Source organism: Arthrobacter sp. ISL-28, assembly GCF_018613875.1.
In the GTDB taxonomy this organism is placed as follows: Bacteria; Actinomycetota; Actinomycetes; order Actinomycetales; family Micrococcaceae; genus Arthrobacter.
This window is the reverse complement of record NZ_JAGGPJ010000014.1, coordinates 39,810-63,616: the sequence shown is the minus strand read 5'-3', so window position 1 is coordinate 63,616 and position 23,807 is coordinate 39,810. Positions and strand designations below refer to the sequence as shown.

The window sequence follows — 23,807 nt, the reverse complement described above, 5'->3', positions numbered from 1 at the left end:
CAGCAGACCTAGTCTTCGGCCAGGTCCGCGGCCAGGCGGATGCGGTTGTCGGCCAGCCACACAGGGTTGAAGGCCTTGCTCATGTAGTTCGCGCCGGTGTCCGGCGCGATGGCCACCACCACCGATCCGTGCGGCGCTGCCCGGGCCACACGGAGTGCCGCCGCCACCGTGAGCCCTGACGACGGCCCGAGCGACAGCCCCTCCTCGTTGAGGAGCCTGTGCACGGTGGTGTACACCTCGTCGTTGGGGATCCGGAGGAAGCGGTCCAGCAGGCCGGGATCGAACACCTTCGGCCAGTCGGGCCTGGGCCAGGAGTTACCCACACCGTCCACCAGGATCTGGCCAGGGTGCCCGCCACTGTAAACCGAGCCGTAAGGATCGGCACCGATCACTTCTACGTGGCCAGCCGACTTCTCCTTCAGATACCGCCCATTTCCGGTGATGGTCCCGCCGGTGCCGACCCCTGCCACGAAGTGCGTGATCCTCCCGGCCGTCTGCTCCCAGATTTCCGGTGCCGTCCCTTCGTAATGCGCCCTCGGGTTGGCCGGATTGTCGAACTGCAGCGGCCGCCACGCTCCCGGGATTTCCGCCGTGATGCGTGCGGCCACCGCCCTGGCGTTCGTCGGGGAGTCCGACGGTGCAGTCCAGTCCGTGAACACCACCTGGGCACCGTAGCGCTGCAGCGCTGCCAGTTTCTCCGAGGAGATGGAATCACCGGTCACCACCACGACCGGATGTCCGGTCAGCGCGCCAATCAGCGCCAGCCCGATCCCGGTGTTCCCGGATGTGCTCTCCACAATCGTGCCGCCGGGCTGCAGCTCCCCGCTCAGCTCGGCCGCGCGGACCATGCTCAGCGCTGTCCGGTCCTTGATGGAGCCGCCCGGATTCTCCGATTCCAGCTTCACGAAAACGGTGCTGCCCAGTCCCCTGCTCAGCACCTCCAAGGGCGCCAGCGGCGTTCGGCCCACCCGCGCCAGCACCGCTCCGGCGTCTGCTCCCAGATCCACCACAGGTCCCGCATGCCGTGGCGGACCGTGCCTGCCTGTCATGGTGCTCATGCTTCTCCTCCTGAATCGTCTCCGTCGCCCGGTGGTGGCAGGCGAAGCTCCGGCAGGTCCGGGAGCAGTTCCCGCAGCATGTCCCGTCCCCGCTCAACCAGCGCTGCCGCCGGCAGGTGCTCGGACAGGAGCCCGGACAGACGGACGACGACGGCGCCGGTCCCCTTGCCCAGGGGCCGCGCCTCCGCTGCCGAGTCGCTTCCGCCGGCTTGCGCCTCCTGCGCCTGTGCCAGCAGGTAGGCGGCCGTCAGCGCCTCGATCGTGAGCAGCTTTTCGGCGGCGCGTGCCGACCGCTCCAGCTGCTGGAGCGCCAGCGGAGCCAGCGTCGAGTGGTCCTCCACGTCGGCCGACAGGGTGGGCGCGCCCAGCGTTGCCGGCGCTGCAAGGAATTTCAGTTCGGCCAGCAGTCCCGCGGCCGAGTACCAGAGCAGGCCCGGCAGCTCCTCGGCCGCCAGGGGCGTCCCGCTCCGGGCTGCCTCCAGGTTCAGCTGCCGGATGAGCCGCTGCGGCGGGTACAGCTTGGCGATCCGCCGTTCGCTGCTGATGCCCATGTGCGCCAGGCCCAGCCGCAGCGCCTCGAAGGCCAGGGCCAGCTGCATGGGCTGGAAGTTCCCGCCGGAGAGCATCCGGCCGGAGACCAGGTCCGTCAGCGGGTTGTCCCCGCGGCCGTTGAGCTCCACTTCGAGCGCTTCGGCGAGGGCGGCCACCTGCGCCCGGAAGGCGCCGTGCGTCTGCGGCGCGGCGCGGAAGGACAAGGCATCCTGCACTGACACTTCACGCTGCGGGTCCTCCAGCCAGCCGTCATGCACCAGGCGCCGGACATTGGCGGCCGAGATTCGCTGGCCCTCCACCGCCTTGGCCGATTGCACCGCCGGCGAAAACGGGCTGAGGTTGCCGCCGCCGTCGTACCTTCCGGTCGCCTCCAGCGACAAGGCGAGCGCGGTGTCCGCGAGGTCGGCCAGCCGCAGGAGTCGGCCGAGTTCGAGCGCGCCGGCGCCGATGGAATAGGAGTTGGCGCTGACCAGCGCCAGGGCCTCGCCGGGAGCAAGCACCAGAGGTTCGAGGCCGGCCTCTGCAAGCGCCGCGGCCCCGGATATCACGTTTCCGTCGGGATCCAGGGCCTGGCCTTCCCCGATGGCGACGGCCGCCACGGCAGCCAGTTGCGTCAGGTCGGAGGAGCCGACGGAACCGTCGCGCGGGACGGCCGGAACCACTCCCCGGTTGAGCAGTTCGGCATAGAACCGCGCGGTTTCGGGGCGGACACCCGAGCCGCCTCGCGTGAAGCCGATGAGCCGCGCCAAGATGAGGGCCCGGACTTCCTCCGGGGCAAGCAGCGCCCCCACTCCGCTGTGATGGTAGCGGACCACCTGGACCTGGTAATCAAGGATGGACTCTTCCTGCACAGCGGTGTCCCGGCCAGAGCCGAGCAGCGTGTTGAGCCCGTACACCCGGTGGCCGGAGTCGATGGCCGCCTGGACCACTTCGCGGGAGCGGCCCATCAGCTCGAGTGCTTCCACACTCAGGAGGACTTCAACGGACGGATCGGCGGCGACCTTCGCCACGTCGGCGGCCCGGAGGTGCGCCGTGCCGATCAGGAAGGTGGCCCGCCGGACGCCGGGCAACAGGTCCCCTGACGCTCTGACCACGGCCATGGCACTAGAAGTCCAGTAGGTTCCGGCGGAAGCCGCCGTCGCCGTAGCTTGTCCGCAACAGGCCGCGTCGGCGGAGCACCGGCGCCAGTTTGTCCAGCACCCCGTGCACGGTCGCAGGGTCCACGAAGCCGGAGAACAGGAAGCCGTCCCCGCCCACGGCGGCTCCAGTTGCCTCGAGGTAGTCGGCGATCTCCTCCGCGGTGCCGATGATGCTGTCCCCGGCGCCGCCGCTGCGGGCCCGCAGGATCTCGCGAAGGGTCGAGCCGGGGGGCGCCGCCTTGGAAAAGTGTTCGAGCGTGCCCTGGTTGCTATTGGTGCTGAGCTCCGGCAGGGGCTCGTCCAGGTCGAACTGCTTGAAGTCGATGACCGAGAGATACGAGATCGAATTGAGCTGGCTGTCGATGTCGCGCTGCGTCAGTTCCTTCCGCGCGGCCCGCAGCTCCTCGGCCTCCGCCGGGGAACCCACCACAGTGGGCTTGAGCACGAACAGCACCTTGACGTCGCCGGGGTTCCGGCCGGCCTTGGCGGCCTCGGCGCGGATGGAGTCGCGGTAGGCCTTCATGCCGTCCGCGCCCCGGGCCAGCGCAATCGCGACGTCCGCGTTCCCACCGGCGAACGACTTGCCGCGCGGTGACGCCCCGGCCTGCACCAGCACGGGCTCCTCCGGCAGCGGCGCGGTGTTGAGCGGACCGCGGACCTTGAAGAACTCGCCGCTGTGGTGGATGGGGCGGACCTTGGTGTGGTCAGCGAAGACGCCGGCCTGGGCGTCCTCCAGAATGGCGTCCCGGTCCCAGCTGCGCCAGAGCTTGCGCACCACGTGCACAAACTCTTCCGCCTTCTCGTAGCGGAGGTCGTGCTCGATCTGCTGGTCAAGCCCGTAGTTCTGCGCGGCGAGGTCACTGCCGGAGGTCACCACGTTCCAGCCGAGCTGGCCGTTGGAAAAGTGCTGGAGTGTGGCCAGCAGTCGGGCAGCGGTGAACGGCGGGTAAAAGGAGGCGCTGACCGTGGGCACGATGCCCAGATGCTCCGTGGCGGACAGCAGGTACGGCACGAGGGCCAGCGGGTCATGCTTCGGCGCGAACGACGCCTGCGCCAGCGAGACTTCGGCGCTTCCGCCGTAGGTATCCGGAACGGTGAGCGAATCCTCGATGATGAACAGGTCAAGGCCTGCCCGCTCGAACTCCCGCACGGCATGCTGGTACAGCGCGGGTTTCTTCCAGTCGTAACCGATCCCGTAGCCCGGGGTCCCCCACCCCTGGACTCCGAACCCGTGTCCCACGAACCAACCAAAGTGCAGCATGGGACCGACTGTATTAGCGCTCGAATCGTTCACAGTAGCCTGGTTTCATCCGGCGTTACGGTGGTTCATCTCCCGTCATTATGCACCAGGCCGGGGGCTTTGTAACCGACGGGGCGGGCTTCGCGCGTTACGCAAGATGACGGCGGCGGCGGTGCGTGCCGCCGCCGTCGGTGTTACGTTTTTGGGGAGTAATGAGATCCGGCGCCAAGCCCTGACTGGCCGGTCGGCAACCCTCCCTTTCGCGGCGGGGTGCCTCAGGTGAATACTCGGCATATCGACCACTTCGAGCTGCAAGCGTGAGAGAAGGAGATCCGTCATGTCGGACACCCCCGCCAGCGACACCCTGCCGTCCCAGCAGGATAAACCTGAGGAAAAACTCGCCTACCGCCTGATCACTGGGCCGGACAACCGCGACTTCTGTGAGCGCATTTCCACGGCCCTGGCCGAAGGGTACGTGCTGCACGGCAACCCGGCAGCGGCCTTTAACGGCAGGGACGTGATTGTGGCTCAGGCCGTGGTCCTGCCCGTCGCCGTCGCCACCGCTGACGCGGCCGTGGCAACGGCCGTGGTCAACCTGGACTCGGACGAGGACCTCAACGCCGAAGCATTCGAGGGGCACGCATGAGCTACGCGGGAGACCTCACGCCGCAGGAGGCGTGGGCCAAGCTCGAAGAGGGTGCCATCCTGGTGGACGTCCGCACCGAGGGCGAGTGGGCCCATATCGGCATCCCGGACACCAAGGCCACCGAGAACGACCCCCTGTTCATCCAGTGGACCTTCCCCGGCGGTATCGCCAACCCCGAATTCATCGAGCAGCTGAAGCAGCAGGCACCGGAGGACACCGGAGCCGAACTCGTTTTCCTGTGCCGCTCCGGGCAGCGTTCCGTCGCCGCCGCCGTTGCAGCGACCCAGGCGGGCTTCACGTCCTACAACATCCTCGAAGGCTTCGAAGGCGAACCGGACCGTTACGGCGAACGCACCGTCAACGGCTGGAAGAACCGCGGCCTGCCAACAAACCTGGGAAATAACTAAGTGACTTTCAATCAAGACGCCGCCGGCTGGAGCCCCGAGACCCAGGCGGTCCGCGGCGGGCTGGACCGCACCAACTTCCGGGAAACCACCGAGCCGGTCTTCCTGAACTCCGGCTTCGTGTACGAGTCCGCCGCCGCGGCCGAGCGCGCCTTCACCGGCGAGGACGAACGCTTCGTCTACTCCCGTTACGGCAACCCGTCCGTGGCGACGTTCCAGGAGCGGCTCCGCCTGCTCGAGGGGACCGAGGCGTGCTTTGCAACGGCGTCCGGCATGTCCGCGGTGTTCACCGCCCTGGGTGCGCTGCTGGCCGCCGGGGACCGTGTGGTGGCTGCCCGCTCGCTGTTCGGCTCCTGCTTCGTGATCCTGAATGAAATCCTGCCGCGCTGGGGCGTGGAGACGGTGTTCGTGGACGGGCCGGACCTGGAGCAGTGGCGCGCCGCGCTCGCCCAGCCCACCACTGCCGTATTCTTCGAGTCGCCGTCCAACCCGATGCAGGAAATCGTTGATATTGCCGCGGTCAGTGAACTGGCCCATGCTGCCGGTGCGACCGTCGTCGTCGACAACGTCTTTGCCACCCCGCTGCTGCAGCGCTGCGGTGATCTGGGTGCGGACGTGGTGGTCTACTCCGGAACCAAACACATTGACGGCCAGGGCCGGGTGCTGGGCGGCGCCATCCTCGGCACCAAGGAATTCATCGACGGACCCGTCAAGCAGCTGATGCGGCACACCGGGCCGTCGCTCTCCGCGTTCAACGCCTGGGTGCTCACCAAGGGCCTGGAGACCATGGCGCTGCGGGTGAACCACTCCTCGGCCACCGCGCTGCGCCTCGCGGAATGGCTTGAGGACCAGCCCGCCATCAGCTGGGTCAAATACCCGCTGCTGAAGTCCCACCCGCAGTACGAGCTCGCCGCGAAGCAGATGAAGGCCGGCGGGACGGTGCTCACGCTGGAACTCGCGACGACGGCGGGCCAGTCGGGCAAGGACGCCGCCTTTGCGCTGCTGGATGCGCTGAAGATCATCGACATCTCCAACAACCTGGGGGACGCCAAGTCCCTCATCACCCACCCGGCCACCACGACCCACCGCGCCATGGGCCCCGAAGGCCGGGCGGCCATCGGGCTCAGCGACGGCGTCGTGCGGCTATCGGTCGGGCTGGAGGATCCGGACGACCTGATCGCGGATCTGGAACAGGCGCTCAAGCTGATCTAGGCCCGAAGGTCGCCAACTGCCAGGCAGGCAGGTTGGAGGACCTGCGCGTCCCGCCGGCCGGCCGGTCAGGCGTCGCTTTGCAGGGCGAGCCGGACTTCCACCTCGTCTCCGGCGCTGACGCGCGCCGCGGTCCGGACAGCCTTCTTGACGGGCAAGAGGTAGGACCTGCTCTTGCTGTCGGGGAAGATCGATGTCTGCCAGGAATGTCCGCCGATGTCGGCTGTCACCTTCACCGAACCGAAGCCGGTCCGGAACAGGACAGTTTCTTCCCTGATTTCCTCGGCGATCTCGGCCGGCAGCGTGATGAAATGCCAGCCGGCTTCCCCGGGGTTGTGCCACAGTTCGGCGCGGAACGAATAGGAGGTCGTCACGGACCGAGTATGGCACGCCGTCATACAGTACTGGCCTGTTTACTTAGGTTAGCCGGGGTCCGCCGCGGCAAGGCCCGCCCAGCCGCGGCGAAGGGCGCCGTGCCGGATTCGTGGCACAGCCTCAGACTGTCTGGAGCTCCCGGGCCGACACCGCACAGGTGAGCATGGAACCGGCTGCCATGACGGGGTCGATGACCGGTATCCCCAGGCGACGGCGCAAAACGTCCGCCATGCCGATGCTTGTCAGCCCGGTGCTTGCCTCAACGATGACGTCTGCCCCCGCGTCCACCAGCATATGGGCCGCTGCGAGGGAGTCGAAAATACCTGTAGGCATGAGGAATCCCTCGGGGGTGTCCACACTCTCGGGCCCGTCGATCAGCAGCATCCGGTCGCCGAGGGCGTCGGAGATCGGCCCGGGCACCGAGTCCTTCAGCCCCAGCACACCCACCCTGCCCCCGAACGTGAGTGCAGCGGCCGCAGCCGCGGAGCCGGCGCCGACCACCGGAATATTCACCACCGCACGCACTTCGGCCAGTCCGGGATCGGCTGCGCAGCTGACAATCAGGGCGTCAAGGTCCCCGGCCATTTCCAGCGCCAATTCCACAACCTTCGGAACCGCGAGCCGGAGGGACTCCTGGTTGTAGACGCCCGATGGCTGGCCGGGGATGCACCGCGACGTCACCTCGAAGCCGAAGGATTCCTGCAGCAGTTTTCCGTGGGAGTTGAGCAGACGCCGGTCTGACGTCGTCAACGCCCGGATGACACCTACACGCATAGTTCATGCCTTCCCCGAGTGGATCCTGTGGTCCCACCCTAACGAAGCAATATTTCCTGCGGTTTACCGGGAAATGACCATCGGAAACATGCACGCCACGCCTTCCCGCGGTCCATCCGCGGTGCGGAACGGGGGCGTCAGGACTGGCGGACGCGCAACAATTCCGGCACGTGCTCGGCGTCGCCGTCGGCATAGCCGACCGTCCCCCGGAGTGTGGCCCGCACGGCGTGCGCGACGACGGCAGCCAGCCCGCCGTCGTTGGGCGCGCCTTTCTCCAGGACCGTCTGCCGCACGCTGCGCTGCTCCCGCGCCCCGGTTCCGCGCTCGAAAATCGCCGCGATCCCCGACCGCACAAGTTCCAGTTCGCCCTGCTCCGCTAACACAGGCTCGAGGTAATCCACGAGGGAGTCCACGACGTCGGCGGCCGGCGCCGGGCGGAAGCTGCCGAAATCGAGCAGCTCCCCGCACAGGCCGAAATTGCTCGCCTGCCATGAAGCCATCCTGAGCAGCACGCTGGGGACCGGCGCGGGTTCGACCCCCTCAAGCGCTTCCCTGCTGGCTGATTCCACCAAGGCCCTGACCAGGACCGCGAGCAGCGCTGCGTCCTCGGCGCGGAGGCAGACGTCGGCGACCCTGACTTCCACGGTGGGATGGTTGCGGGACAGCCGGGCGTCGAAATAGATCATGCCCTCGTCGAGGGTCACGCCGGTCTCCAGCAGGCGGGTCACCACACGCCGGTAGGCAGGGAGGCTGCCAAAGATGCCCGAGGGGCCCGCCGTCGGCCACCGGTTCCAAGCCTGGGTCCGATAGCTTTCAAAGCCGGTTTCAAGCCCGTTCCAGAACGGCGAGTTGGCGCTGATGGCCGTCAGCACTGCCAGCTTGTCCCGGATGCGGTCCAGGATCGCCACGCCCTCCTCCTGGGATTCGATATATGTGTGGACGTGGAAGCCGCAGGTCAGCTGCTCCTGTGCCGTCAGGCCAAAGCGCTCAAGCATGCGGGCGTAGCGGGGATCCGGCGTGGTGTGGCTGGCTAGGGCGAGCGGGGACGTGGCAAGCGCCGCCACCCGGGCGCCCTGCTTCTGGGCCGCCGCATCGGCCATGGCCCGGCCGGCGCGGATCTGCCGAAGCAGTTCGTCGTAATCCAGGCACGGGCGGGTCTGAGTCTCGATCTGCTCGAGCTTGAGCTCGAAGCTCAGGCCCATCCCGTCGTCGTCGAACCCTGTTTCGCCATGGGGTTCAAGCAGGCGCGGCTTGGCCGGCGCGTCATCGGCGGCGAGCTTCCGGCCAGCGAGCAGGGCATCGGCGAGCGCCAGTGGCTCCCCGGTCTTCGGGTCCACGATCAGCAGTTCTTCTTCGACCCCAAACGTCCGCATGCCTTCATTGTCCGTCAGACCAGCGAAAACGTCCCGGAAATGACGAAGCGCGAACGTGCAGCTAATGCCCTCAAATGAGGACTTTGGGGGCATTAGCTGCACGTTCGCGCTCGACGGCGGGGCTTAAGTGCCCGTTCGCGCTTTGTTTAGTCCTGGAAATACTCGATCCTGGCGCCGATGGTGTTGAGCCGCTCAGCCAGGTCCTCGTAGCCTCGCTCGATAACGTAAATGTTGCGCAGTTCGGACACGCCCCGCGCCGCGAGCATGGCAAGCAGCAGGCACGCGGCCGGGCGCAGGGCCGGCGGGCAGCCAATCTCCGCGGCGCGCCAGCGGGTGGGGCCATTGACGTAGATCCGGTGCGGATCCAAAAGCTGCACGTGAGCCCCGAGCTTGTTCAGTTCGGTGAGGTAGATGGCCCGGTTTTCGTAGACCCAGTCGTGGATCATTGTCTGGCCTTCGGCGTTCCCCGCAATGACGGCGAAGAACGGCAGGTTGTCAATGTTCAGGCCCGGGAACGGCATCGGGTGGATCTTGTCCGCAGGCGCGTGCAGTTCAGACGGCTTGGTGGTCACGTCGGCCAGCCGGGTGCGGCCGTTGCGGGCCATGTACTCTCCGGAGACCTCGAGCCGCTGGCCCATCTGCTCCAGCATGGCCAGCTCGATTTCCATGAACTCCATGGGCACGCGGCGAATCGTCACCTCGGAGTTGGTCACGATGCCGGCAGTGATGAGGCTCATCGCCTCGATGGGGTCCTCAGAGGGGAAGTACTCGATGTCGACGTCGATGGACGGTTTGCCGGTGATCTTCAGCGTGGTGGTGCCGACGCCGTCGATCTCCACTCCCAGCCGCTGCAGATAGAAGCAGAGGTCCTGCACCATGTAGTTGGGGCTGGCATTGCGGATGATCGTGGTGCCGCCCCGGTGGGCGGCGGCCATGATGGCGTTTTCAGTGACCGTGTCGCCACGCTCGGTGAGCACGAACGAACGGTCGTAGCTGTCCAACGCCGGCGCCTGCACCGTGTAGAAGCCCGCAGTGGCCTCCACCGAGAGCCCGAACTGGCGCAGCGCCTGCATGTGCGGCTCCACAGTGCGGGTTCCAAGGTCACAGCCACCTGCGTATGGCAGCCGGTATTCCGCGACCTCGTCCAGCAGCGGGCCGAGGAGCATGATCACGCTGCGGGTACGGCGGGCGGCTTCGACGTCCATGGACCCCAGGTCCAGCGAGGCAGGGCGGCGGATCTGGAGATCGTTGTCATTGAGCCACGTGCAGTCGACGCCGATGCTCGTGAGCACCTCGACGATCCGGTTGACCTCCTCGATGCGGGCCAGACGGCGCAAGGTGGTAGTGCCGCGGTTGATAAGACTGGCGCACAGCAGCGCGACGCCCGCATTCTTGCTGGTGTTCACGTCAACGGATCCGGAGAGCGTCCGGCCACCTTCGACCCTCAGGTGGGTCATCTGGGACTTGCCGAGCTGGACGATGCTCTGGCCGAAGATCGCCTCCAGACGCTGGATCATTTTGAGGCTCAGATTCTGCTTGCCCTGCTCCATCCTGGCCACCGCACTTTGGCTGGTTCCGAGTTCGGCGGCGAGCTGTTCCTGGGTCCAGCCCTTCTGCCCGCGGGCGTCGCGGAGCATCATGCCAACCTGTTCAACAGTCTCTTGAGTCATACATAAAAAATATCACAAATGAGGTATTGGGGTAAGGGTATCCCCAACTGCGACCGAATATGGGACAGATTTACCCGCCTCGTGCGATAAAAGACACGCCTGACGCCGATGCCTGACAGCATCGACTGGCGGCCTAAATCGGCGTCTTCAGTAACGGTCCGGTGTGCGTAACAGCCCCGCCAGCGAATGGAAAGCCTTGACCGGGACAAGGGGCAGGAGGAAGCTAACGCTACCGGTCGCGGCCAATTTAAGCAGGAACGGAGGCCGCCTTGTCGATCTTCAGCGTCGCAACGTCGAGTAAGAGACGTCCGTCCAGGCAGCAGACTTCCTGGGCGCTGTCGCTTCTGATCCCCGCTGTCCTGGGTCTCATTACCGGGCCCCGCGCAGACGGCGGCACGACAGCAGCACCGCCGCCGGCCATCAGTCAGCCGGCCCCCTCGGCGCCGGCGACCCCGGCGCCGTCCATGTCTGCCCAAGCGGCCCCGTCCGCGCCTGCGCCGTCTGCGTCAACCCCGTCTGCGCCTGCCCAGACAGCGGCTCCATCCACACAGGCTCAGCCTTCCGACATGCCCCCGGACGGCGACGCCACGCCTCTCGGCAATGACGTGTCGTGGCCACAATGCAACACGTCGCTTCCCAAAGACCCGGCCTTCGCCATCGTCGGCGTCAACAGCGGGCTGGCCAACACCACCAACCCCTGCCTGGCGCAACAGTTGGACTGGGCGGATGACGCACTCGGCGGGACCGGGCAGCCGCTGGTGGCCCTCTACGTAAATACGGCCAACCCCGGGCATGCAGGATCATGGTGGCCCAGCAGCAACGAGTACCCGGCCGGCGTTGTCGTGGACAACCCCCACGGCACGTGCAGCCACGGGGAAGATAAGGCATGCGCCTACATGTACGGCTGGGCCAAGGCGTACGACGATGCCTTTTTCCGCGGCATCAAAGAACCCGATGACTACCTGTGGTGGCTGGATGTGGAAACGGGCAACAGCTGGTCCAGGGATATAGAAGCAAACAGGGCCGCGCTCGAAGGCATGACGGATTTCTTCCACAGCATCGAAGCGGACGTGGGCATCTACTCCGCCAGCTTCCAGTGGTGGCAGATCGTCGGCACGGTCAGCGAAGGCAGCAGCCTCTACCACCTGCCAAGCTGGCTGGCGGGAGCCAGCACGGAGAACGGGGCGAAGAGCAACTGCTCGCTGCCGCCCCTCACCGGCGGCGGCAAAGTCACCCTCACCCAGTTCGTGGCGAACGGCACCGACTACGGCTACTCCTGCATCTAGGGATGGACTGGCGTTCTACCGCCGTTCCTAGGACCTTTCCAGCCACACCATGTTCCACGTTCCGGCCCACACTGCGGCAATCACGGCGCCGGCCGCAATGGCGGCTCCCCCGAGCAGCACCCAGATGTCCAGGCGGCTGTAGGTGGATTCACGGGCCCAGGTCCGGCTGGCGCCGCCGAAGCCGCGGGCCTCCATGGTGACGGCGAGGCGCGTGGCGCGGCGGATGGCCTGGACCAGCAGTCCGAAGCTTTGCCCCAGGGTGGCGCGCATCCGCTGCCAGGGGGTGCCGCGGGACCCGACGCCGCGCGCCCTCCGGGCCATGCCGATGGTCTGCCATTCCTCGGCCATGAGGCCGACGAGCCGCATGGCCGCCAGCGTTCCCAGCACGAAGCGGTGCGGCAGGCGGGCCTTCTGCGCCAGCGCGTCGGCGAGGTCGGTGGGGTCGGTGCAGCTCATCAGCAGCACCGCCGGCAGCGCAATCGCAAGGCCGCGGAGAAGGAAACCCAGGCCCAGCTCAAGGGAACCTTCGCTCATGGACCAGAGGCCGACGTCGAGAAGTATCTTTCCGCTGTCGGGCGCCAGGATGGAGGTGCTCCAGCCGCCCACGGCGGCCGCGATAATTAGTGGCCAGCCGCGCTGCCAGAGCAGCGTGAAGGTCAGGCCGGCGAGCGGGAAGAGCAGCAGTTCGCAGGCCAGCGCCACGGAGGCGGACATCCAGTCAATGGACAGGGCGAGGACGAGCGTGATGAGGAAGACGCCGCCGAATTTGGCCAGCGGGTTGGCCCGGGTCAGCACGGCGTGGTTTCCGGAGATCGTCAGGGCAGCCCTCATGGCGTCGCCGCTTCCGGGGCGTCCACGCCGGACGGACCGACGCCGGCTGGACCGACGCCGGGCGCACTGAGTCCCTGGGCATCCAGCCTGAGCTCGGTCCCGCCCAGCACGTGGGTGAACTCCTGGTCATGCGTCACGGACACCACGGCAGTGCCGGCGTCGAGGAGTTCGGAAAGGAAAGAGGCCAGTTCCGCCCAGGTGTTGGCGTCCTGGCCGAACGTCGGTTCGTCCAGGACCAGGACCTGGGGATGGGCCGCCAGGACGGTGGCGACCGAGAGCCGGCGTTTCTCCCCGCCAGAGAGGGTATACGGGTTGGCGTCCACGAGGCCCGTCAGGCGGAGCCGCTCCAGCAGCTCGTCCACGCGTTCTTCGCCGTGGCCCAGATGCCGCGGCCCGAACTGGAGCTCGTCCAGCACCCTGCCGGTGACGAACTGGTGCTCGGGCTCCTGGAACACCGTGCCGATCCTCGCGATCAGCTGCTCGGCCTTCCATTTGTAGGGGTCGATGCCTGCCCCGCGGCTCAGCTCAACGGTGGCGGACACCTTGCCGCCAACAGGCGGGATCAGCCCGGCGAGAGTCAGGGCGAATGTGGATTTGCCCGAGCCGTTGGGCCCGGTGATGGTCAGCGCTTCACCGGCGCGGACCTGTGCCGTGATGTCCGGCTGGATGGGCAGCGGCGGAATGGACTTGAAGCCGCGCCGGCGGGGACGCTCGCGGGACACCGCGAGGCCCTCGGCGGCGAGCAGAAGCTGGCCGGGCGCAAGCTCCTGCCGGACCGGCAAATTTTCGATGTCAGGGCCGCCAAAAAGGGAACGCCGCCTGGTGGCCGGAACGTAGCCCGGCACCCAGACCCCGGCGGCGATGAGCATCTCGCGCGCCTGTTCCAGGACCTGGTCCGGGGCGCCGTCGATCAGCACCGCGGGCTGCGTGCCCGATCCCGGCTGCAGCACGATGATCCGGTCCACGAGGTCTTTCCAGACCGACACCCGGTGCTCCACCACCACCAGCGTGGCGCCGGTCTTGTCGAGGCAGCGGCCCACTGAGTCGCGGACCTCCAGCACCCCGGCCGGGTCAAGGTTGGCGGTGGGTTCGTCCAGCAGGATAAGCCCGGGACGCATCGCCAGGATTCCGGCCAGCGCGAGGCGCTGTTTCTGGCCCCCGGAGAGGGCCGACGTCGGGTGGTCCAGCGGAAGGTGCGCAAGCCCGACGTCGTCCAGCGCCTCGTGCACGCGGGTCCAGATTTCGTCGCGGGGCACCGAAAGGTTTTCGGCACCGAACGCGACGTCGTCGCCGAGGCGGGAGAGGACCACCTGCGTTTCGGGGTCCTGCTGCATGAGGCCGGCACGGCCGCGCCGGTCACGCGGCGCTTCGCCGTCGATCAGGAGGCTGCCGCTCTCGTCCGCGTCGTCGCTGTCCGCAGGGCCGCCGTCGCCCGCGGTGCTGTCGCCCAGCACCCCCGCGAGGGCATGGAGAAGGGTGGATTTGCCGGCGCCGGATGGCCCCAGCAGCAGCACCCGCTCCCCCGGGTGGATGTCCAGGTCCAGGGCGTTGACCGCGGGCTTGGACCGTCCGGCGTGGCGCCAGCCCCAGCCGCGGGCGGTGACCGCGGCGGGGCGGACGCCGCCGTGATGATGGGCGGGCATCAGGAGAAGACGGGCTCCGTGGCGGCCTTGCGGGAAGCGAACGAGCTCAGCACGCCGGTCTTGGCCAGGCCGCGGGTCGCAATCCAGGACAGCGCGCCAGCGATGATGGCGCCCGAGATGGCGGTGAAGATGATGTAGGCCATCTTGTCTCCGGCCGCGTAGGCGATGTTCCAGCCCCACGGGGCAAAGGAGTCGTTCAGGCCGCAGAAGAGCCCGGCACCCGCACCCGCCAGCAGCGATGCGGTCAGGTTGAACTTCTTGTACATGAAGGCGGCGAACACGAGCTCCGCGCCCAGGCCCTGCAGGAGACCCGAGATCAGCACCGTGGTGCCGTACTGGGAACCCATGATCAGTTCGCCGGTGGCCGCCACGGCTTCGCAGAACAGCGCTGCGCCCGGCTTGCGGATCACCAGCATGCCCAGCACCGCGGGGATCATCCAGCCGCCGGCGTACAGGCCGGTCAGCGGCGGGTAGACCGCGTTGATGGGGGCGGAGATGACGTTGGCGCCCTGGGACCAGGCCCAGAAGATCACGCCGCCGGCGACGGCGATCAGTGCCGCCACCACGATGTCGGCCACGCGCCAGGTGTAGCCGGTCTTCTTGATTGCTGCAGTTGTCATAATCTTCCTCCTGAGGAACAGGAGGGGAAAGCGCTCCCCGGCTGCGGGCGGTTGGACTTCCTGCTGCCGGACACTTTGAGAAACTCGACTCCCTTGCGCCGGTACTAGCCGGATCAGGTTCGAGGGTCTGCGGCTGTCCGCACTCTCAGCGCCCACCGCGGTTCCGCTGGCAATGCCAGTGATGCCCGACGGCGGCGCTCCCCTGTCGTAATAAATCTGCCCGTGTGGGCTGATTCAGTTTACACCGGTAAGGCGCAGGAAGACCGGGCGTACAGTCACAATCCTGGAGGGACCTGCTGCGTGCAAGGAATGACCTGGGACAGGGCGGGGACTCCGGCTGCTTGGACTTCGGACGCCGGGCTGCCGGAGTACATTGGGGCCATGACTCAACAGGATTCCGGCACCGCTTTTGATCCCGATTCCTCCGCGGAACAGCCGGCGGGGGCGCTGGAGGCCCTGATCGCCCAGATCGAGGCGGAGATCGTCGAACTGCAGTTTCCACGGTTTACCAGGGACGACGCCCTCAACCTTGGCCTCCTGCTGGTGGAGCTCGGCAAGGATGGCAACATGCCCATCGCCATCGACATCACCAAGGGCGAGCAGGTGCTGTTCCATGCTGCCTTGGAGGGTGCGACGCCGGACAACGAACACTGGGTCAGGGCCAAGCAGCGGACCGCGGCCCGCTACGAGGAGCCGTCGCTGCTCGTGGGGTTGCGCGGCCGGGTCGGCGGGGGCCGGATCGAGGACAACGCCTGGTTCGACCAGTCGAGATATGCCGCCCACGGCGGTTCCTTCCCCGTTTATGTGGGCGGCGTCGGCGCGGTGGCCACGGTGACGGTCTCGGGGCTGCCGCAGAAGGCCGACCATGATCTGGTGGTGCAGGCCTTGCGGGAAATCCGCGGGTCCATGCGGCTAGGCTAGGGGAAGTCCTGTATTCAAGTCTCAAGGAGTCTCGGAATGAGTTTTTTCATCAAGCTGCTTGGCACGGGCATTAGCCTGCTTGCCGGATTCGCCGGCACCAAGGCCGTGGACGCCATCTGGGAAAAGACCACCGGCCGCAAGCCCCCGAAGGGCGGCAAGGACGACGTTCCCACGACGCTTCGCTCGGCCCTCACCTTCGCCCTCATCTCCGCTTCGGTGAGCGCCACCATCCAGGTCCTGACCAACCGCGGCACGCAGCGCGCCATCACCCGCTTCGCCAAGACCCAGGACATCGTCTAGCCCCGGCGGTCGGAGAACATTGCACCAACATGTTCTCCCGTCCCCGAAAGCACGACTGGCAGCCAGCCTTTCCAGACTGCTGTCGCCTACCGGCGTCCTTCTTGCCATCGTTGTTGCTGCAGGGTTTAAAGCGGGTCTGGGTCTTTACGGTACTGCCGCTCTCGCATTAGGCACCGTCCTCCTTCCCGGGCTTATCTATAAAGACTTTCCACGGATAGCCGGACGCCTGGGAATTCCTCCCAGCTCGAGGACGGCGGTCGTGACCCTGCTGTTCGTCAGCGGGACGGCCGCCGTCGTTCTGCTGCAGGTCCCCTACCCCGTATTCGCAACACTGGCCAGTCTTACCCTTGGAAACCTTCTGCTAAGCATCGCCCGGCTGTGGCTGAACGCTTCTGCACACGTATCGGTCCTGACGTTCGGAGTCCTTTGGTGGATACCCGTGTTCGGACCTGGGTTCCTATGGTTGCTGCTGCTTCCACCTCTGATGGTCTTCAGCAGAACGTCACTGGGGCAGCACACGTCGGCTCAGGCCCTTGTGGGGGCAGCAACCGGTGTAACCACTTTCGGCGTGTTTCTTGGCCTGGGCGTCCTTCTGGCCGGCCCGCCCTAACCTCAGATCCTCCCTCACACGGCTCCGGCACCAGGCCCCGACAAAGCCGCTTGCTATACCTAGAACTACTATGGTCCAATGCCTTACAGTTCTAGGTATAGGAGGGCGCCATGCGCATCGATAAGGACCTGGTCGCCGCTTCGGCAACCCCGCTCGTGCTGGGGATCCTGTCGGAAGGCGATCTGTACGGCTACGCGATCCTCAAGCGCGTGAGCGAACTGTCAGGCGGGGGCATGCAGTGGACCGACGGCATGCTCTATCCGCTGCTGCACCGGCTCGAGCGGCTCGGCTACGTGTCGTCATCGTGGGGCACCTCCGAGGCCGGGCGCCGGCGCAAGCACTATGCAATCACGCCGGCAGGCCGGGATGTCCTCGCCGACCGGCAGGAGCAGTGGGCCGTCGTGGCCGAGGCCCTGCGCCAAGTGTGGCAGGCAGCGCAGCAGCCGCCCGCCCCGACAGCGGGGTGGGCATGATGGACCCGCACGCGGAGCTTGAGGCCCAGATCGACCGGTGGCGCGGGTATGTCCAGCGCCGCCAGGCGATCTCCGCCGCCGACGTCGACGAACTCGAGGACCACCTGCGCGAGCAGATCGCCGACCGCCAGGCGACCGGGCTCGACGACGAGGAGGCCTTCCTCGTCGCGATCAAGCGCCTGGGCAACCTCGACGCCGTCTCGCGAGAGTTTGCCCGCGAGCACTCCGACCGGCTGTGGAAGCAGCTCATGCTTGTCCCGGAGGACACCGAGGAGGCCGGCGCGCCACCGTGGCGCGAGCTGGCGGTCGTCCTCGCGCTAGCCGTCGGGGCCGGCGTTGCGGTCAAGGCCGGTCTTGCCTGGCTCGACGACGGCTCAGTGCAGGCGCGCAACCTCAGCTTCCTCGTCTTCCCGTTCCTGGCCGCCTACTTCGCCTGGAAGCGCCGGCTCACGCCGTATGTGGCGGCGACGCTGCTCGTCCCATTCGCCGCACTGGCGATCGTGGTCAACGTCTACCCGTTCGTCTCCGGCGGTTCCACCGAGGTGCTCGCCACCCTGCACGCCCCGGTCGTTCTGTGGCTGCTGGCGGGGGTGGCGTACGCCGGAGGAAGGTGGCGGTCCGACAGCCGGCGGATGGACTTCGCCAGGTTCACCGGTGAGCTCGCGATCTACTACACGCTCCTGGCGCTGGGCGGCGCCGTCCTGATCGGGCTCACGTTCGCGGCCCTCCAGGTCGTCGGCGCCGACCTCGAACCCATCCTGGCCGACTGGATCCTGCCGTTTGCCATGCCCGGGGCACTTGTCGTTGCCGCGTGGCTCGTCGAGGCCAAGCAGAACGTCGTCGAGAACATCGCCCCCGTCCTCACACGAGTGTTCACCCCCCTGACGATCGCCATGCTACTGACCCTCCTGGCAGTTTTCACGGCAGCCGGCGGCCTCGTCGACGTCGACCGTGACCTGCTCATCCTCATGGACGCGATCCTTGTGCTCGTCCTGTGCCTGCTGCTCTACTCGATTTCCGCCCGCGACTCGCTTGCGCCACCTGGCCTGCCCGACGCCCTGCAGCTGGTCCTCGTCGTCGCGGCCCTCGCGGTCAACACCGTGATGCTCACTGCGATGCTGACCCGCATCGCAGAGTTCGGCTTCAGCCCCAACAAGATTGCCGCGCTCGGCCTGAACCTCCTGCTGCTGGTGCACCTGGTCTGGGCGGCCTGGCTCAGCGTCGGGTTCCTGCGTGGGCGGCGCCCCTTCGCCCAACTCGAGCGCTGGCAGACACGGTATCTGCCGGTTTACGGTGCCTGGGCGGCCGTCGTGATCGTGGTCTTCCCGCCTGTCTTCGGCTTCGCCTGACGCGTGAAGGGGACTGTTACAGCCGGGCAGCGGACTTTCGGACGATAAGGCGCGGGTTCGCCCGAGCGCGCCGCCGCCGAAATGGCCGACGTCAAGCACCTCACCGAAGAGGAAGAGCAGATGAACCTGTCCGGCTGGGGCTGCTGCAGTGGTCTACAACGGGGGCTTCCGGGGAAGCTACTACGGCCAGTCCGCGCTCATCGAGGCGGGCTTCGACTCTGGCGCCGCGCTCATCGCGAACATCGCCCCCGGCGTCATTCCCGTCGTCGGCGGAGTCATCGGGCTCTCCCTCATGCAGCGCATCAACCGCCGCACGACCCTTATTACCGGCTTTATCCTGACCACGATCTGCCACTTCCTCATCGGTATCGCCTCGATCGCCCTGCCCGTCGGCGACCCGGCACGGCCGTTCGTGATCCTCTTCCTGGTGGTTGCCTTCGTTGGATCCATGCAGACGTTCCTGAACATCGCCATGTGGGTGATGCTCTCCGATCTTCCCGCTGCACATCCGCGGCTTCGCGATCGGCGTCTCCATCTTCTGCCTGTGGATCGCGAATGCCTTCCTCGGCTTGTTCTTCCCGTCGCTGGTGGCGGCGGTTGGCATTACCGGGACCTTCTTCCTGTTCGGCGGCGTCGGCATCCTGGCGCTGATCTTCATCTACAGCCAGGTCCCCGAAACACGCGGACGGACCCTCGAAGCGCTCGAAGAGGATGTCACGACGGGCGCAATCTACATCGTCCACAAGAAATAGGCGAGACGCCTCCCGCTTCTGGCCGAACCCAGCTGACCGTCACACGGAATCCGCCCGCGACACTGTGTCGCGGTCAGTAGCGGGGGCGCCGGAAGGCCAACCACGGCAAAGGAGCGGGCAAGGACGTTCCATCCCGGCCTCTCGTGGCCCACCCCCCGCGGAACTGGGGGAGCACTGATGCCCCGGCCCTCCGGAGTCAAGGGCCGCAGCCGCAAACCGGTTCCTGACTACGGGAAACCGCTGATGAAAACAGAAGAGGGGCGCGTACCGTTCCCCGCCGTTCACTGATCGGCTGGCTCCGTTCCCCGGGTTGCGGTGACTGGGGCGGGCTTGGCATCTGATTCGCACCCGGCACAGCAGGAACCGGCCTGATCCGTATGCGCCATGATGACCAAGGTAGTTCCGTTCCGGGCCGGTCCTTCGGCGGATCCGGCGGGGGCGCAGCAGCCATCGTCTTCTCCAAGGTGGCCGGCACCGGTGTGCGGGATGGCGCAGCAGGCTTCGCCGCGCCAGGCGTTTAAGCCTTCCCGGATGGCGATACCGGCGATGACCAGGGCCGCTCCGGAGTCGGCCCACCACCAGCCCAGGATGCTGTTCAGGACCAAGCCGACCAGCAGGACGGCCGAAAGGTAAGTGCACAGCAATGTCTGCCTGGAATCGGCCACCGCTGTCCTGGACCCGAGTTCCCGCCCTGCCCGGCGCTGCGCCCACGACAGGAGGGGCATGACCGCCAGGCTCAGGGCTGCGATTACGATGCCCGGGGTCGAATGCTGGGCCTCTTCCGCGCCAACAAGGGCCCGGACGGCGTCCACCGCCACGAATGCCGCGAGGGCGAAGAACGAGATGGCGATGATGCGCAGGGTCAAGTGCTCACGCCGCTCCGGGTCTTTTACGGAGAACTGCCAGGACAGTGCCAGGGCAGAGGTCACCTCTATGACCGAGTCCAGCCCGAAGCCAATCAGCGCGGAAGAGTCAGCGACCCCGCCGGCCCAGAGGGCCACAACGGCCTCGATGATGTTGTAGGTGATGGTCGCCGCCGCGAACAGCCGGATCCGGCGGTTCAGCACGGCACGGCGCCCTGGGCTTGGTGCGTGCAGCAGCGCCATCATGCGAGGCACTCCCCGTCCGGCGCGCAGCAGGACGGATCGACTGCCAGGACAACACCGATCAGGTCCTTGATCGCGTGGCCGAGCCGCGCGTCCGCGAGTTCATACCGGCTCCGCCTCCCGGTCGGGACAGCAACGACCAGGCCGCAGCCGCGCAGGCACGTCAGGTGGTTGGACATGCTCTGCCGGGAAACTCCCAGGAAGTCGGCCAGATCCGAGGGATAGGACGGGGCGGTGGAGAGGGCCAGAAGGATCCTGGCCCGCGTAGGGTCCGAGACCGCGTAACCGAAGCGGGCAAGCACGGGAGCCTGAGTGAGCGTTTCCATGCCGTCACAGTACAGCTGACAATGTATTCAGACAATTCTGTATTCAGGATTAGTGCATGTCCTTGGATAAAGGCCGATCCGCCTGAAACTCGTCACCACCCGATCGGCAATCCCGGCAGACGCGGCTATTCCCACATTGTGTGATCCTGTTCACAGAATCGCTTGGTGTCAGGGCCTAGATTGCGAGGGTAGGCAGCATCTGTTCCACGAAAGGAGTCATGCAAATGTCCGCCACATCTCCGGTGGCGCGCCACCCGCATATTTCCGCTCTGCATCTGGGCCGGCGCGCCGCAGCCGGAGTCACCGGCGGGATCGCCGGAGGCCTGGTGTTTGGGCTGCTCATGGCCATGATGGGCATGCTTCCCATGGTTGCATCCTTGGTCGGCTTGAATTCCGCCGGAGCCGGCTTCGGCGTCCACATGGTCATCTCGGTCCTGATCGGTCTCGGCCTGACGGTACATTTCGCCGGGCTCCTAAGCTCCTATGGCAAAGGCGCGCTGGTGGGCCTTGCATATGGTGCGTTCTGGTGGATCCTGGGACCGCTTGTCATCATGCCCGCAATCCTGGGCATGCCGATGTTGACGGTCGACGTGATGGCCGGATTGTCCTTGCTGGGCCATCTTGCCTACGGGGCCATCCTCGCCGTCGTCGCCGTGCGCGTCCTGAAAGGCCGGGCATGAGTGATGACGTCGGCCGAGACCTGGAGGCCGCCGCGAGCGGCCTCCAGCCCTGGGCGCCGAGGCAGCGGGAGCCCGACCCTTTCGCGGCTGCGCCGGAGGACCCGTTCACCTGCCTGGACGAGGTGGACCTGTTTGCCGACCTGGACCCTGAAGAGATGCGGGCCATGGACCGAATGGCCCCGGCCCGGATGTTTCGCCGCGGAGAACTGGTCTTCAGTCAGTCGCAGCCTGTCACGGCTCTGTTCATCCTCAAGACCGGCAGGGTGCGTGTCTTCAGGGTCGCCGAGGACGGCAAGGCGCTGACCATGGCCATCCTTGAACCGGGGGCCGTCTTCGGCGAGATGCTGCTAGTGGGCCAGCGCATGTATGACAACTACGCAGAGGCCATCGAGGACTCGGCGATCTGCCTCCTCAGCGCCGAGGATGTCGAACGATTCCTGCTCTCCGACCCCCGGATTGCCATCCGAATTTCCCGGCTCCTCGGCGAACAGGTCGCCAGGCTTGAAGAACGCCTCACCGATCTGGCCCTACGTCCCCTGACAGCTCGCGTTGCTTCCACCCTGCTGAGCCTCGCCGGTACCGCACCCACCGGCAGATTCGGACAGAACCGGCCAATCCGACTCACGCACGAACAAATCGCGGGGCTGCTGGGAGCCACCCGAGAGGCCACCAGCAAGACCCTGGCCGACTTTGCGGCTCAAGGCATCATCCGGCAAGCCCGGGGCCGGATCACCGTAGAGAGCATCTCCGCCTTGAGGTCGAAGGCCCGGAACACTGCATGATCAGCGCCGGATGCCGCGGGCACCGCACCCTGCCCCACGGGCACCGACCAGGCTCGACGTAACGCCCTTAGTGCGCGGCTTGCCTTCTTCTTGTGGCGGGGCGGTTGACGCATCTCGCGGAGCAGGAATCATGCCAGCGCGGATGGTCCAACGGCTTTTTCCGGCATCGTTCTTACTTTTGGAATGTACCTATGACAACTCGCTCGGAGCCTCTATTCTCTTGCCATGAGCGTTCGGGTCGCATTTCGGTTGGAGTCCCGCGATTCTGAACGGCATCTGACATGGAGGCCGAGCATGAAGACAACAGGCCACCTCCTCCTTCCTCCCTCCCGCCCTGGCAAGCGAACGTGGATGCGCCATCCGTGCCTGGAGTCGGACGATCGATGCCCGACTTCCGGCAACCGGCACTCATGTCGGCGGCGGGACAGGCTGCGAGTGACACATGGGTACTAAGAACAAGAACATTCCGCTCCACGACAGCTATACGGCGTTTCTCGGGAGATTGGATGCCGCCACGGCGAGCCTGAGCATACGGGCCGGGGCGCTGGATAACGCGTTAGCCGCCGTCTCGTTGCTCTTGGGGCCATATCAATCGGCCGTGCGGAAATGGGAACGACGGCGTGTCCACGTCGGCGAGCAGCTAGCCGGGCACTCGGGGACGCCACAGACGTACAAGGCTCTCAGCGAGCTCCACGATATGGCGGTGAAGATGGAATCACTGTTCCGTGACCGGACGCTGCGCGTGGCGGAAACGATATCGGTCATGCAGCGACGGCGCGAGGCAATCGACAAGTCGCTCCTGGAGCTTGAGGTCAGCAGAGTCAAACTGAATTCGTCCCGAATGCTGTCGCAAGACCGCGCAAACCTGAGCCGGGCCTTTTCTGAACTTGCCGGTTCCGCCGGTTCCGCCGCACTCATTCCCGATCTGGGTCTGCGTAACGATCTCAAGGAAGCACGCGAGGCAGTCTTCTTGGCTGAAGCGCTGCTGGAAGTGAAGGGGCACTAGCCATGGAAAATGTTGTGCAGGGTCAGCCACACAGGAACACCGTCACCCTGGTTCGCTGGTCGAAGAAGCCAGGCGAAGACCCCTTAATCAAGTTTGTCCTGTTCAGCATGTTGGGTCTGATCCTGTGCCTGATTTCGATGATTTTCATGCCCTTCCTCAGAAATTTCGGTGCCATTGCGTTGTTCACGGTCATCCTCCCGGCAATTCTCACGGTTCCCGTGGTCTCAAGCCAGAGGACTTTCATGCAGGGGCTAACCAGGACGGTAAATGACACAATCGTCGAAGTGACAGGCACCCGTAAGGGCCAACTCTCGGTCAGGCGTTTTCGGCAGCTGGTCAAGAGCGGTGAACAGCTATCGCTCCTCGTCAACGGCGTGCCCGGGCTGCATCTGCATGTGGAACGGGCCGTAACGCTGGAGAAAAATGCCCCCGAGAAATGGCTTGCGGCCTTTACCGTAATCCCTCCTGAAAACGCCACCGCCAGCTTTGATCGGTTGCTTGCCGCCGCAACTGGCGGTAGACGGGATTCGCGTGATCGTTGACTTCGTCCTCCTGTTAATCGAGATCGTGCTGTCCTTCGTGGAGCACCTGTTCCATCACGGAAAGCCCTCACGCAAGGGCAAGGTCCGCAGGAGTCTGGAACGCCGCCAGGCTCAGCGCTGCGAAAACCCGAAGCGCTGAA

At 66.3% G+C, this 23,807-nt stretch carries 26 protein-coding genes, 1 pseudogene and 2 riboswitches; of the genes and pseudogenes, 15 read left to right on the top strand and 12 right to left on the bottom strand.

The features are described 5' to 3' along the window. Window positions 1-8: 8 nt before the first annotated feature. Genes J7E80_RS11050 through J7E80_RS11040 form a run of 3 tightly spaced genes read right to left on the bottom strand, consistent with a single transcriptional unit; the run spans window position 9 to window position 4,010 of the window. The gene (locus tag J7E80_RS11050) at window positions 9-1,058 is read right to left on the bottom strand and encodes a PLP-dependent cysteine synthase family protein (RefSeq protein WP_215051498.1); all 1,050 of its coding nucleotides are present in this window, start codon (window positions 1,056-1,058) and stop codon (window positions 9-11) included. Beyond that, window positions 1,055-2,710, bottom strand: coding sequence for an aromatic amino acid ammonia-lyase (locus J7E80_RS11045; protein WP_215051497.1), 1,656 nt, complete (start codon window positions 2,708-2,710; stop codon window positions 1,055-1,057). The genes J7E80_RS11050 and J7E80_RS11045 overlap by 4 nt, the downstream gene beginning before the upstream one ends. A 4-nt stretch (window positions 2,711-2,714) precedes the next feature. Further along, window positions 2,715-4,010: an NtaA/DmoA family FMN-dependent monooxygenase gene (locus J7E80_RS11040; RefSeq protein WP_251036740.1), complete on the bottom strand. Its 1,296-nt coding sequence runs from the start codon at window positions 4,008-4,010 to the stop codon at window positions 2,715-2,717. 187 nt (window positions 4,011-4,197) lie between these two features. Continuing rightward, window positions 4,198-4,313: riboswitch (SAM riboswitch) on the top strand. 13 nt (window positions 4,314-4,326) lie between these two features. Here J7E80_RS11040 and J7E80_RS11035 point away from each other — a divergent pair. Genes J7E80_RS11035 through J7E80_RS11025 form a run of 3 tightly spaced genes read left to right on the top strand, consistent with a single transcriptional unit; the run spans window position 4,327 to window position 6,251 of the window. Further along, window positions 4,327-4,635 (top strand): DUF1737 domain-containing protein, encoded by a 309-nt coding sequence (locus J7E80_RS11035; RefSeq protein ID WP_215051495.1) that lies wholly within the window; start codon window positions 4,327-4,329, stop codon window positions 4,633-4,635. Then, the gene (locus J7E80_RS11030; RefSeq protein WP_215051494.1) at window positions 4,632-5,042 is read left to right on the top strand and encodes a rhodanese-like domain-containing protein; all 411 of its coding nucleotides are present in this window, start codon (window positions 4,632-4,634) and stop codon (window positions 5,040-5,042) included. The genes J7E80_RS11035 and J7E80_RS11030 overlap by 4 nt, the downstream gene beginning before the upstream one ends. Next, window positions 5,043-6,251 (top strand): O-succinylhomoserine sulfhydrylase, encoded by a 1,209-nt coding sequence (locus tag J7E80_RS11025; RefSeq protein WP_215051493.1) that lies wholly within the window; start codon window positions 5,043-5,045, stop codon window positions 6,249-6,251. A gap of 65 nt (window positions 6,252-6,316) precedes the next feature. Here the strand turns inward: J7E80_RS11025 and J7E80_RS11020 are convergent, their stop codons facing one another. The 4 genes from J7E80_RS11020 to J7E80_RS11005 form a co-directional block, all read right to left on the bottom strand. Then, complete coding sequence (locus J7E80_RS11020) at window positions 6,317-6,622, bottom strand: DUF1905 domain-containing protein (protein WP_311380805.1); 306 nt, start codon at window positions 6,620-6,622, stop codon at window positions 6,317-6,319. Between the two features lie 121 nt (window positions 6,623-6,743). Continuing rightward, window positions 6,744-7,397, bottom strand: a complete 654-nt coding sequence (locus J7E80_RS11015; RefSeq protein WP_215051491.1) for an aspartate/glutamate racemase family protein — start codon at window positions 7,395-7,397, stop codon at window positions 6,744-6,746. Window positions 7,398-7,534: 137 nt separating this feature from the next. Continuing rightward, window positions 7,535-8,770: a glutamate--cysteine ligase gene (locus J7E80_RS11010; protein WP_215051490.1), complete on the bottom strand. Its 1,236-nt coding sequence runs from the start codon at window positions 8,768-8,770 to the stop codon at window positions 7,535-7,537. A gap of 146 nt (window positions 8,771-8,916) precedes the next feature. After that, on the bottom strand, window positions 8,917-10,440 hold the full coding sequence (locus tag J7E80_RS11005; protein ID WP_215051489.1) for a UDP-N-acetylglucosamine 1-carboxyvinyltransferase: 1,524 nt from the start codon (window positions 10,438-10,440) through the stop codon (window positions 8,917-8,919). A gap of 566 nt (window positions 10,441-11,006) precedes the next feature. Between J7E80_RS11005 and J7E80_RS11000 the strand changes: the two genes are divergently transcribed. Further along, window positions 11,007-11,726 carry a hypothetical protein gene (locus J7E80_RS11000; protein ID WP_251036739.1) on the top strand — a complete coding sequence of 240 codons (720 nt, stop codon included), beginning with the start codon at window positions 11,007-11,009 and terminating at the stop codon, window positions 11,724-11,726. Between the two features lie 27 nt (window positions 11,727-11,753). Here the strand turns inward: J7E80_RS11000 and J7E80_RS10995 are convergent, their stop codons facing one another. Genes J7E80_RS10995 through J7E80_RS10985 form a run of 3 tightly spaced genes read right to left on the bottom strand, consistent with a single transcriptional unit; the run spans window position 11,754 to window position 14,820 of the window. Further along, on the bottom strand, window positions 11,754-12,557 hold the full coding sequence (locus J7E80_RS10995; RefSeq protein ID WP_215051487.1) for an energy-coupling factor transporter transmembrane protein EcfT: 804 nt from the start codon (window positions 12,555-12,557) through the stop codon (window positions 11,754-11,756). Next, window positions 12,554-14,200: an ABC transporter ATP-binding protein gene (locus tag J7E80_RS10990; protein WP_215051486.1), complete on the bottom strand. Its 1,647-nt coding sequence runs from the start codon at window positions 14,198-14,200 to the stop codon at window positions 12,554-12,556. Before J7E80_RS10990 ends, J7E80_RS10995 begins: the two co-directional genes overlap by 4 nt. Then, a complete protein-coding gene (locus tag J7E80_RS10985; protein ID WP_215051485.1) occupies window positions 14,200-14,820 on the bottom strand; it encodes an ECF transporter S component in 621 nt (206 codons plus the stop codon). Before J7E80_RS10985 ends, J7E80_RS10990 begins: the two co-directional genes overlap by 1 nt. A 72-nt stretch (window positions 14,821-14,892) precedes the next feature. Beyond that, window positions 14,893-15,034: riboswitch (TPP riboswitch) on the bottom strand. Between the two features lie 167 nt (window positions 15,035-15,201). On the opposite strand from J7E80_RS10985, the gene J7E80_RS10980 reads away from it, so the two are divergent. The 6 genes and pseudogenes from J7E80_RS10980 to J7E80_RS10955 all read left to right on the top strand — a co-directional run bounded on the left by J7E80_RS10980 (window position 15,202) and on the right by J7E80_RS10955 (window position 19,225). Then, window positions 15,202-15,741, top strand: a complete 540-nt coding sequence (locus tag J7E80_RS10980; RefSeq protein WP_215051484.1) for a heme-degrading domain-containing protein — start codon at window positions 15,202-15,204, stop codon at window positions 15,739-15,741. Window positions 15,742-15,777: 36 nt separating this feature from the next. Next, complete coding sequence (locus J7E80_RS10975) at window positions 15,778-16,041, top strand: DUF4235 domain-containing protein (RefSeq protein WP_215051483.1); 264 nt, start codon at window positions 15,778-15,780, stop codon at window positions 16,039-16,041. 259 nt (window positions 16,042-16,300) lie between these two features. After that, the gene (locus J7E80_RS10970) at window positions 16,301-16,651 is read left to right on the top strand and encodes a hypothetical protein (protein ID WP_215051482.1); all 351 of its coding nucleotides are present in this window, start codon (window positions 16,301-16,303) and stop codon (window positions 16,649-16,651) included. 110 nt (window positions 16,652-16,761) lie between these two features. After that, entirely contained in the window at window positions 16,762-17,124 is a 363-nt protein-coding gene (locus J7E80_RS10965; protein ID WP_215051481.1) for a PadR family transcriptional regulator, read from the top strand. After that, window positions 17,076-18,473 carry a permease prefix domain 1-containing protein gene (locus J7E80_RS10960; RefSeq protein WP_311380804.1) on the top strand — a complete coding sequence of 466 codons (1,398 nt, stop codon included), beginning with the start codon at window positions 17,076-17,078 and terminating at the stop codon, window positions 18,471-18,473. Before J7E80_RS10965 ends, J7E80_RS10960 begins: the two co-directional genes overlap by 49 nt. Window positions 18,474-18,621: 148 nt before the next feature. Then, window positions 18,622-19,225: pseudogene (locus J7E80_RS10955) on the top strand (MFS transporter). Between the two features lie 281 nt (window positions 19,226-19,506). Here J7E80_RS10955 and J7E80_RS10950 read toward each other — a convergent pair. Both J7E80_RS10950 and J7E80_RS10945 read right to left on the bottom strand, forming a co-directional pair. Then, on the bottom strand, window positions 19,507-20,334 hold the full coding sequence (locus J7E80_RS10950; protein ID WP_215051480.1) for a cation diffusion facilitator family transporter: 828 nt from the start codon (window positions 20,332-20,334) through the stop codon (window positions 19,507-19,509). After that, entirely contained in the window at window positions 20,331-20,657 is a 327-nt protein-coding gene (locus tag J7E80_RS10945; protein WP_215051479.1) for a helix-turn-helix transcriptional regulator, read from the bottom strand. Before J7E80_RS10945 ends, J7E80_RS10950 begins: the two co-directional genes overlap by 4 nt. Before the next feature lie 224 nt (window positions 20,658-20,881). Between J7E80_RS10945 and J7E80_RS10940 the strand changes: the two genes are divergently transcribed. From J7E80_RS10940 to J7E80_RS10920, 5 genes are all read left to right on the top strand, one after another. After that, window positions 20,882-21,337, top strand: a complete 456-nt coding sequence (locus J7E80_RS10940; RefSeq protein WP_251036738.1) for a hypothetical protein — start codon at window positions 20,882-20,884, stop codon at window positions 21,335-21,337. After that, entirely contained in the window at window positions 21,334-22,119 is a 786-nt protein-coding gene (locus J7E80_RS10935) for a Crp/Fnr family transcriptional regulator (RefSeq protein ID WP_215051478.1), read from the top strand. Before J7E80_RS10940 ends, J7E80_RS10935 begins: the two co-directional genes overlap by 4 nt. A gap of 442 nt (window positions 22,120-22,561) precedes the next feature. Beyond that, window positions 22,562-23,125 carry a hypothetical protein gene (locus J7E80_RS10930; RefSeq protein ID WP_215051477.1) on the top strand — a complete coding sequence of 188 codons (564 nt, stop codon included), beginning with the start codon at window positions 22,562-22,564 and terminating at the stop codon, window positions 23,123-23,125. 2 nt (window positions 23,126-23,127) lie between these two features. Next, complete coding sequence (locus tag J7E80_RS10925) at window positions 23,128-23,667, top strand: hypothetical protein (RefSeq protein WP_215051476.1); 540 nt, start codon at window positions 23,128-23,130, stop codon at window positions 23,665-23,667. Continuing rightward, window positions 23,657-23,806, top strand: a complete 150-nt coding sequence (locus tag J7E80_RS10920) for a hypothetical protein (protein ID WP_215051475.1) — start codon at window positions 23,657-23,659, stop codon at window positions 23,804-23,806. The genes J7E80_RS10925 and J7E80_RS10920 overlap by 11 nt, the downstream gene beginning before the upstream one ends. Window position 23,807: the final 1 nt, after the last annotated feature.

Coding starts and splice junctions, on each gene's coding strand:
- J7E80_RS11050 (WP_215051498.1), bottom strand. CDS start 1,058: ATGAGCACCATGACAGGCAGGCACGGTCCGCCACGGCATGCGGGACCT.
- J7E80_RS11045 (WP_215051497.1), bottom strand. CDS start 2,710: ATGGCCGTGGTCAGAGCGTCAGGGGACCTGTTGCCCGGCGTCCGGCGG.
- J7E80_RS11040 (WP_251036740.1), bottom strand. CDS start 4,010: ATGCTGCACTTTGGTTGGTTCGTGGGACACGGGTTCGGAGTCCAGGGG.
- J7E80_RS11035 (WP_215051495.1), top strand. CDS start 4,327: ATGTCGGACACCCCCGCCAGCGACACCCTGCCGTCCCAGCAGGATAAA.
- J7E80_RS11030 (WP_215051494.1), top strand. CDS start 4,632: ATGAGCTACGCGGGAGACCTCACGCCGCAGGAGGCGTGGGCCAAGCTC.
- J7E80_RS11015 (WP_215051491.1), bottom strand. CDS start 7,397: ATGCGTGTAGGTGTCATCCGGGCGTTGACGACGTCAGACCGGCGTCTG.
- J7E80_RS11010 (WP_215051490.1), bottom strand. CDS start 8,770: ATGCGGACGTTTGGGGTCGAAGAAGAACTGCTGATCGTGGACCCGAAG.
- J7E80_RS11005 (WP_215051489.1), bottom strand. CDS start 10,440: ATGACTCAAGAGACTGTTGAACAGGTTGGCATGATGCTCCGCGACGCC.
- J7E80_RS11000 (WP_251036739.1), top strand. CDS start 11,007: ATGCCCCCGGACGGCGACGCCACGCCTCTCGGCAATGACGTGTCGTGG.
- J7E80_RS10995 (WP_215051487.1), bottom strand. CDS start 12,557: ATGAGGGCTGCCCTGACGATCTCCGGAAACCACGCCGTGCTGACCCGG.
- J7E80_RS10990 (WP_215051486.1), bottom strand. CDS start 14,200: ATGCCCGCCCATCATCACGGCGGCGTCCGCCCCGCCGCGGTCACCGCC.
- J7E80_RS10985 (WP_215051485.1), bottom strand. CDS start 14,820: ATGACAACTGCAGCAATCAAGAAGACCGGCTACACCTGGCGCGTGGCC.
- J7E80_RS10980 (WP_215051484.1), top strand. CDS start 15,202: ATGACTCAACAGGATTCCGGCACCGCTTTTGATCCCGATTCCTCCGCG.
- J7E80_RS10975 (WP_215051483.1), top strand. CDS start 15,778: ATGAGTTTTTTCATCAAGCTGCTTGGCACGGGCATTAGCCTGCTTGCC.
- J7E80_RS10965 (WP_215051481.1), top strand. CDS start 16,762: ATGCGCATCGATAAGGACCTGGTCGCCGCTTCGGCAACCCCGCTCGTG.
- J7E80_RS10950 (WP_215051480.1), bottom strand. CDS start 20,334: ATGATGGCGCTGCTGCACGCACCAAGCCCAGGGCGCCGTGCCGTGCTG.
- J7E80_RS10945 (WP_215051479.1), bottom strand. CDS start 20,657: ATGGAAACGCTCACTCAGGCTCCCGTGCTTGCCCGCTTCGGTTACGCG.
- J7E80_RS10940 (WP_251036738.1), top strand. CDS start 20,882: ATGTCCGCCACATCTCCGGTGGCGCGCCACCCGCATATTTCCGCTCTG.
- J7E80_RS10935 (WP_215051478.1), top strand. CDS start 21,334: ATGAGTGATGACGTCGGCCGAGACCTGGAGGCCGCCGCGAGCGGCCTC.
- J7E80_RS10930 (WP_215051477.1), top strand. CDS start 22,562: ATGGGTACTAAGAACAAGAACATTCCGCTCCACGACAGCTATACGGCG.
- J7E80_RS10925 (WP_215051476.1), top strand. CDS start 23,128: ATGGAAAATGTTGTGCAGGGTCAGCCACACAGGAACACCGTCACCCTG.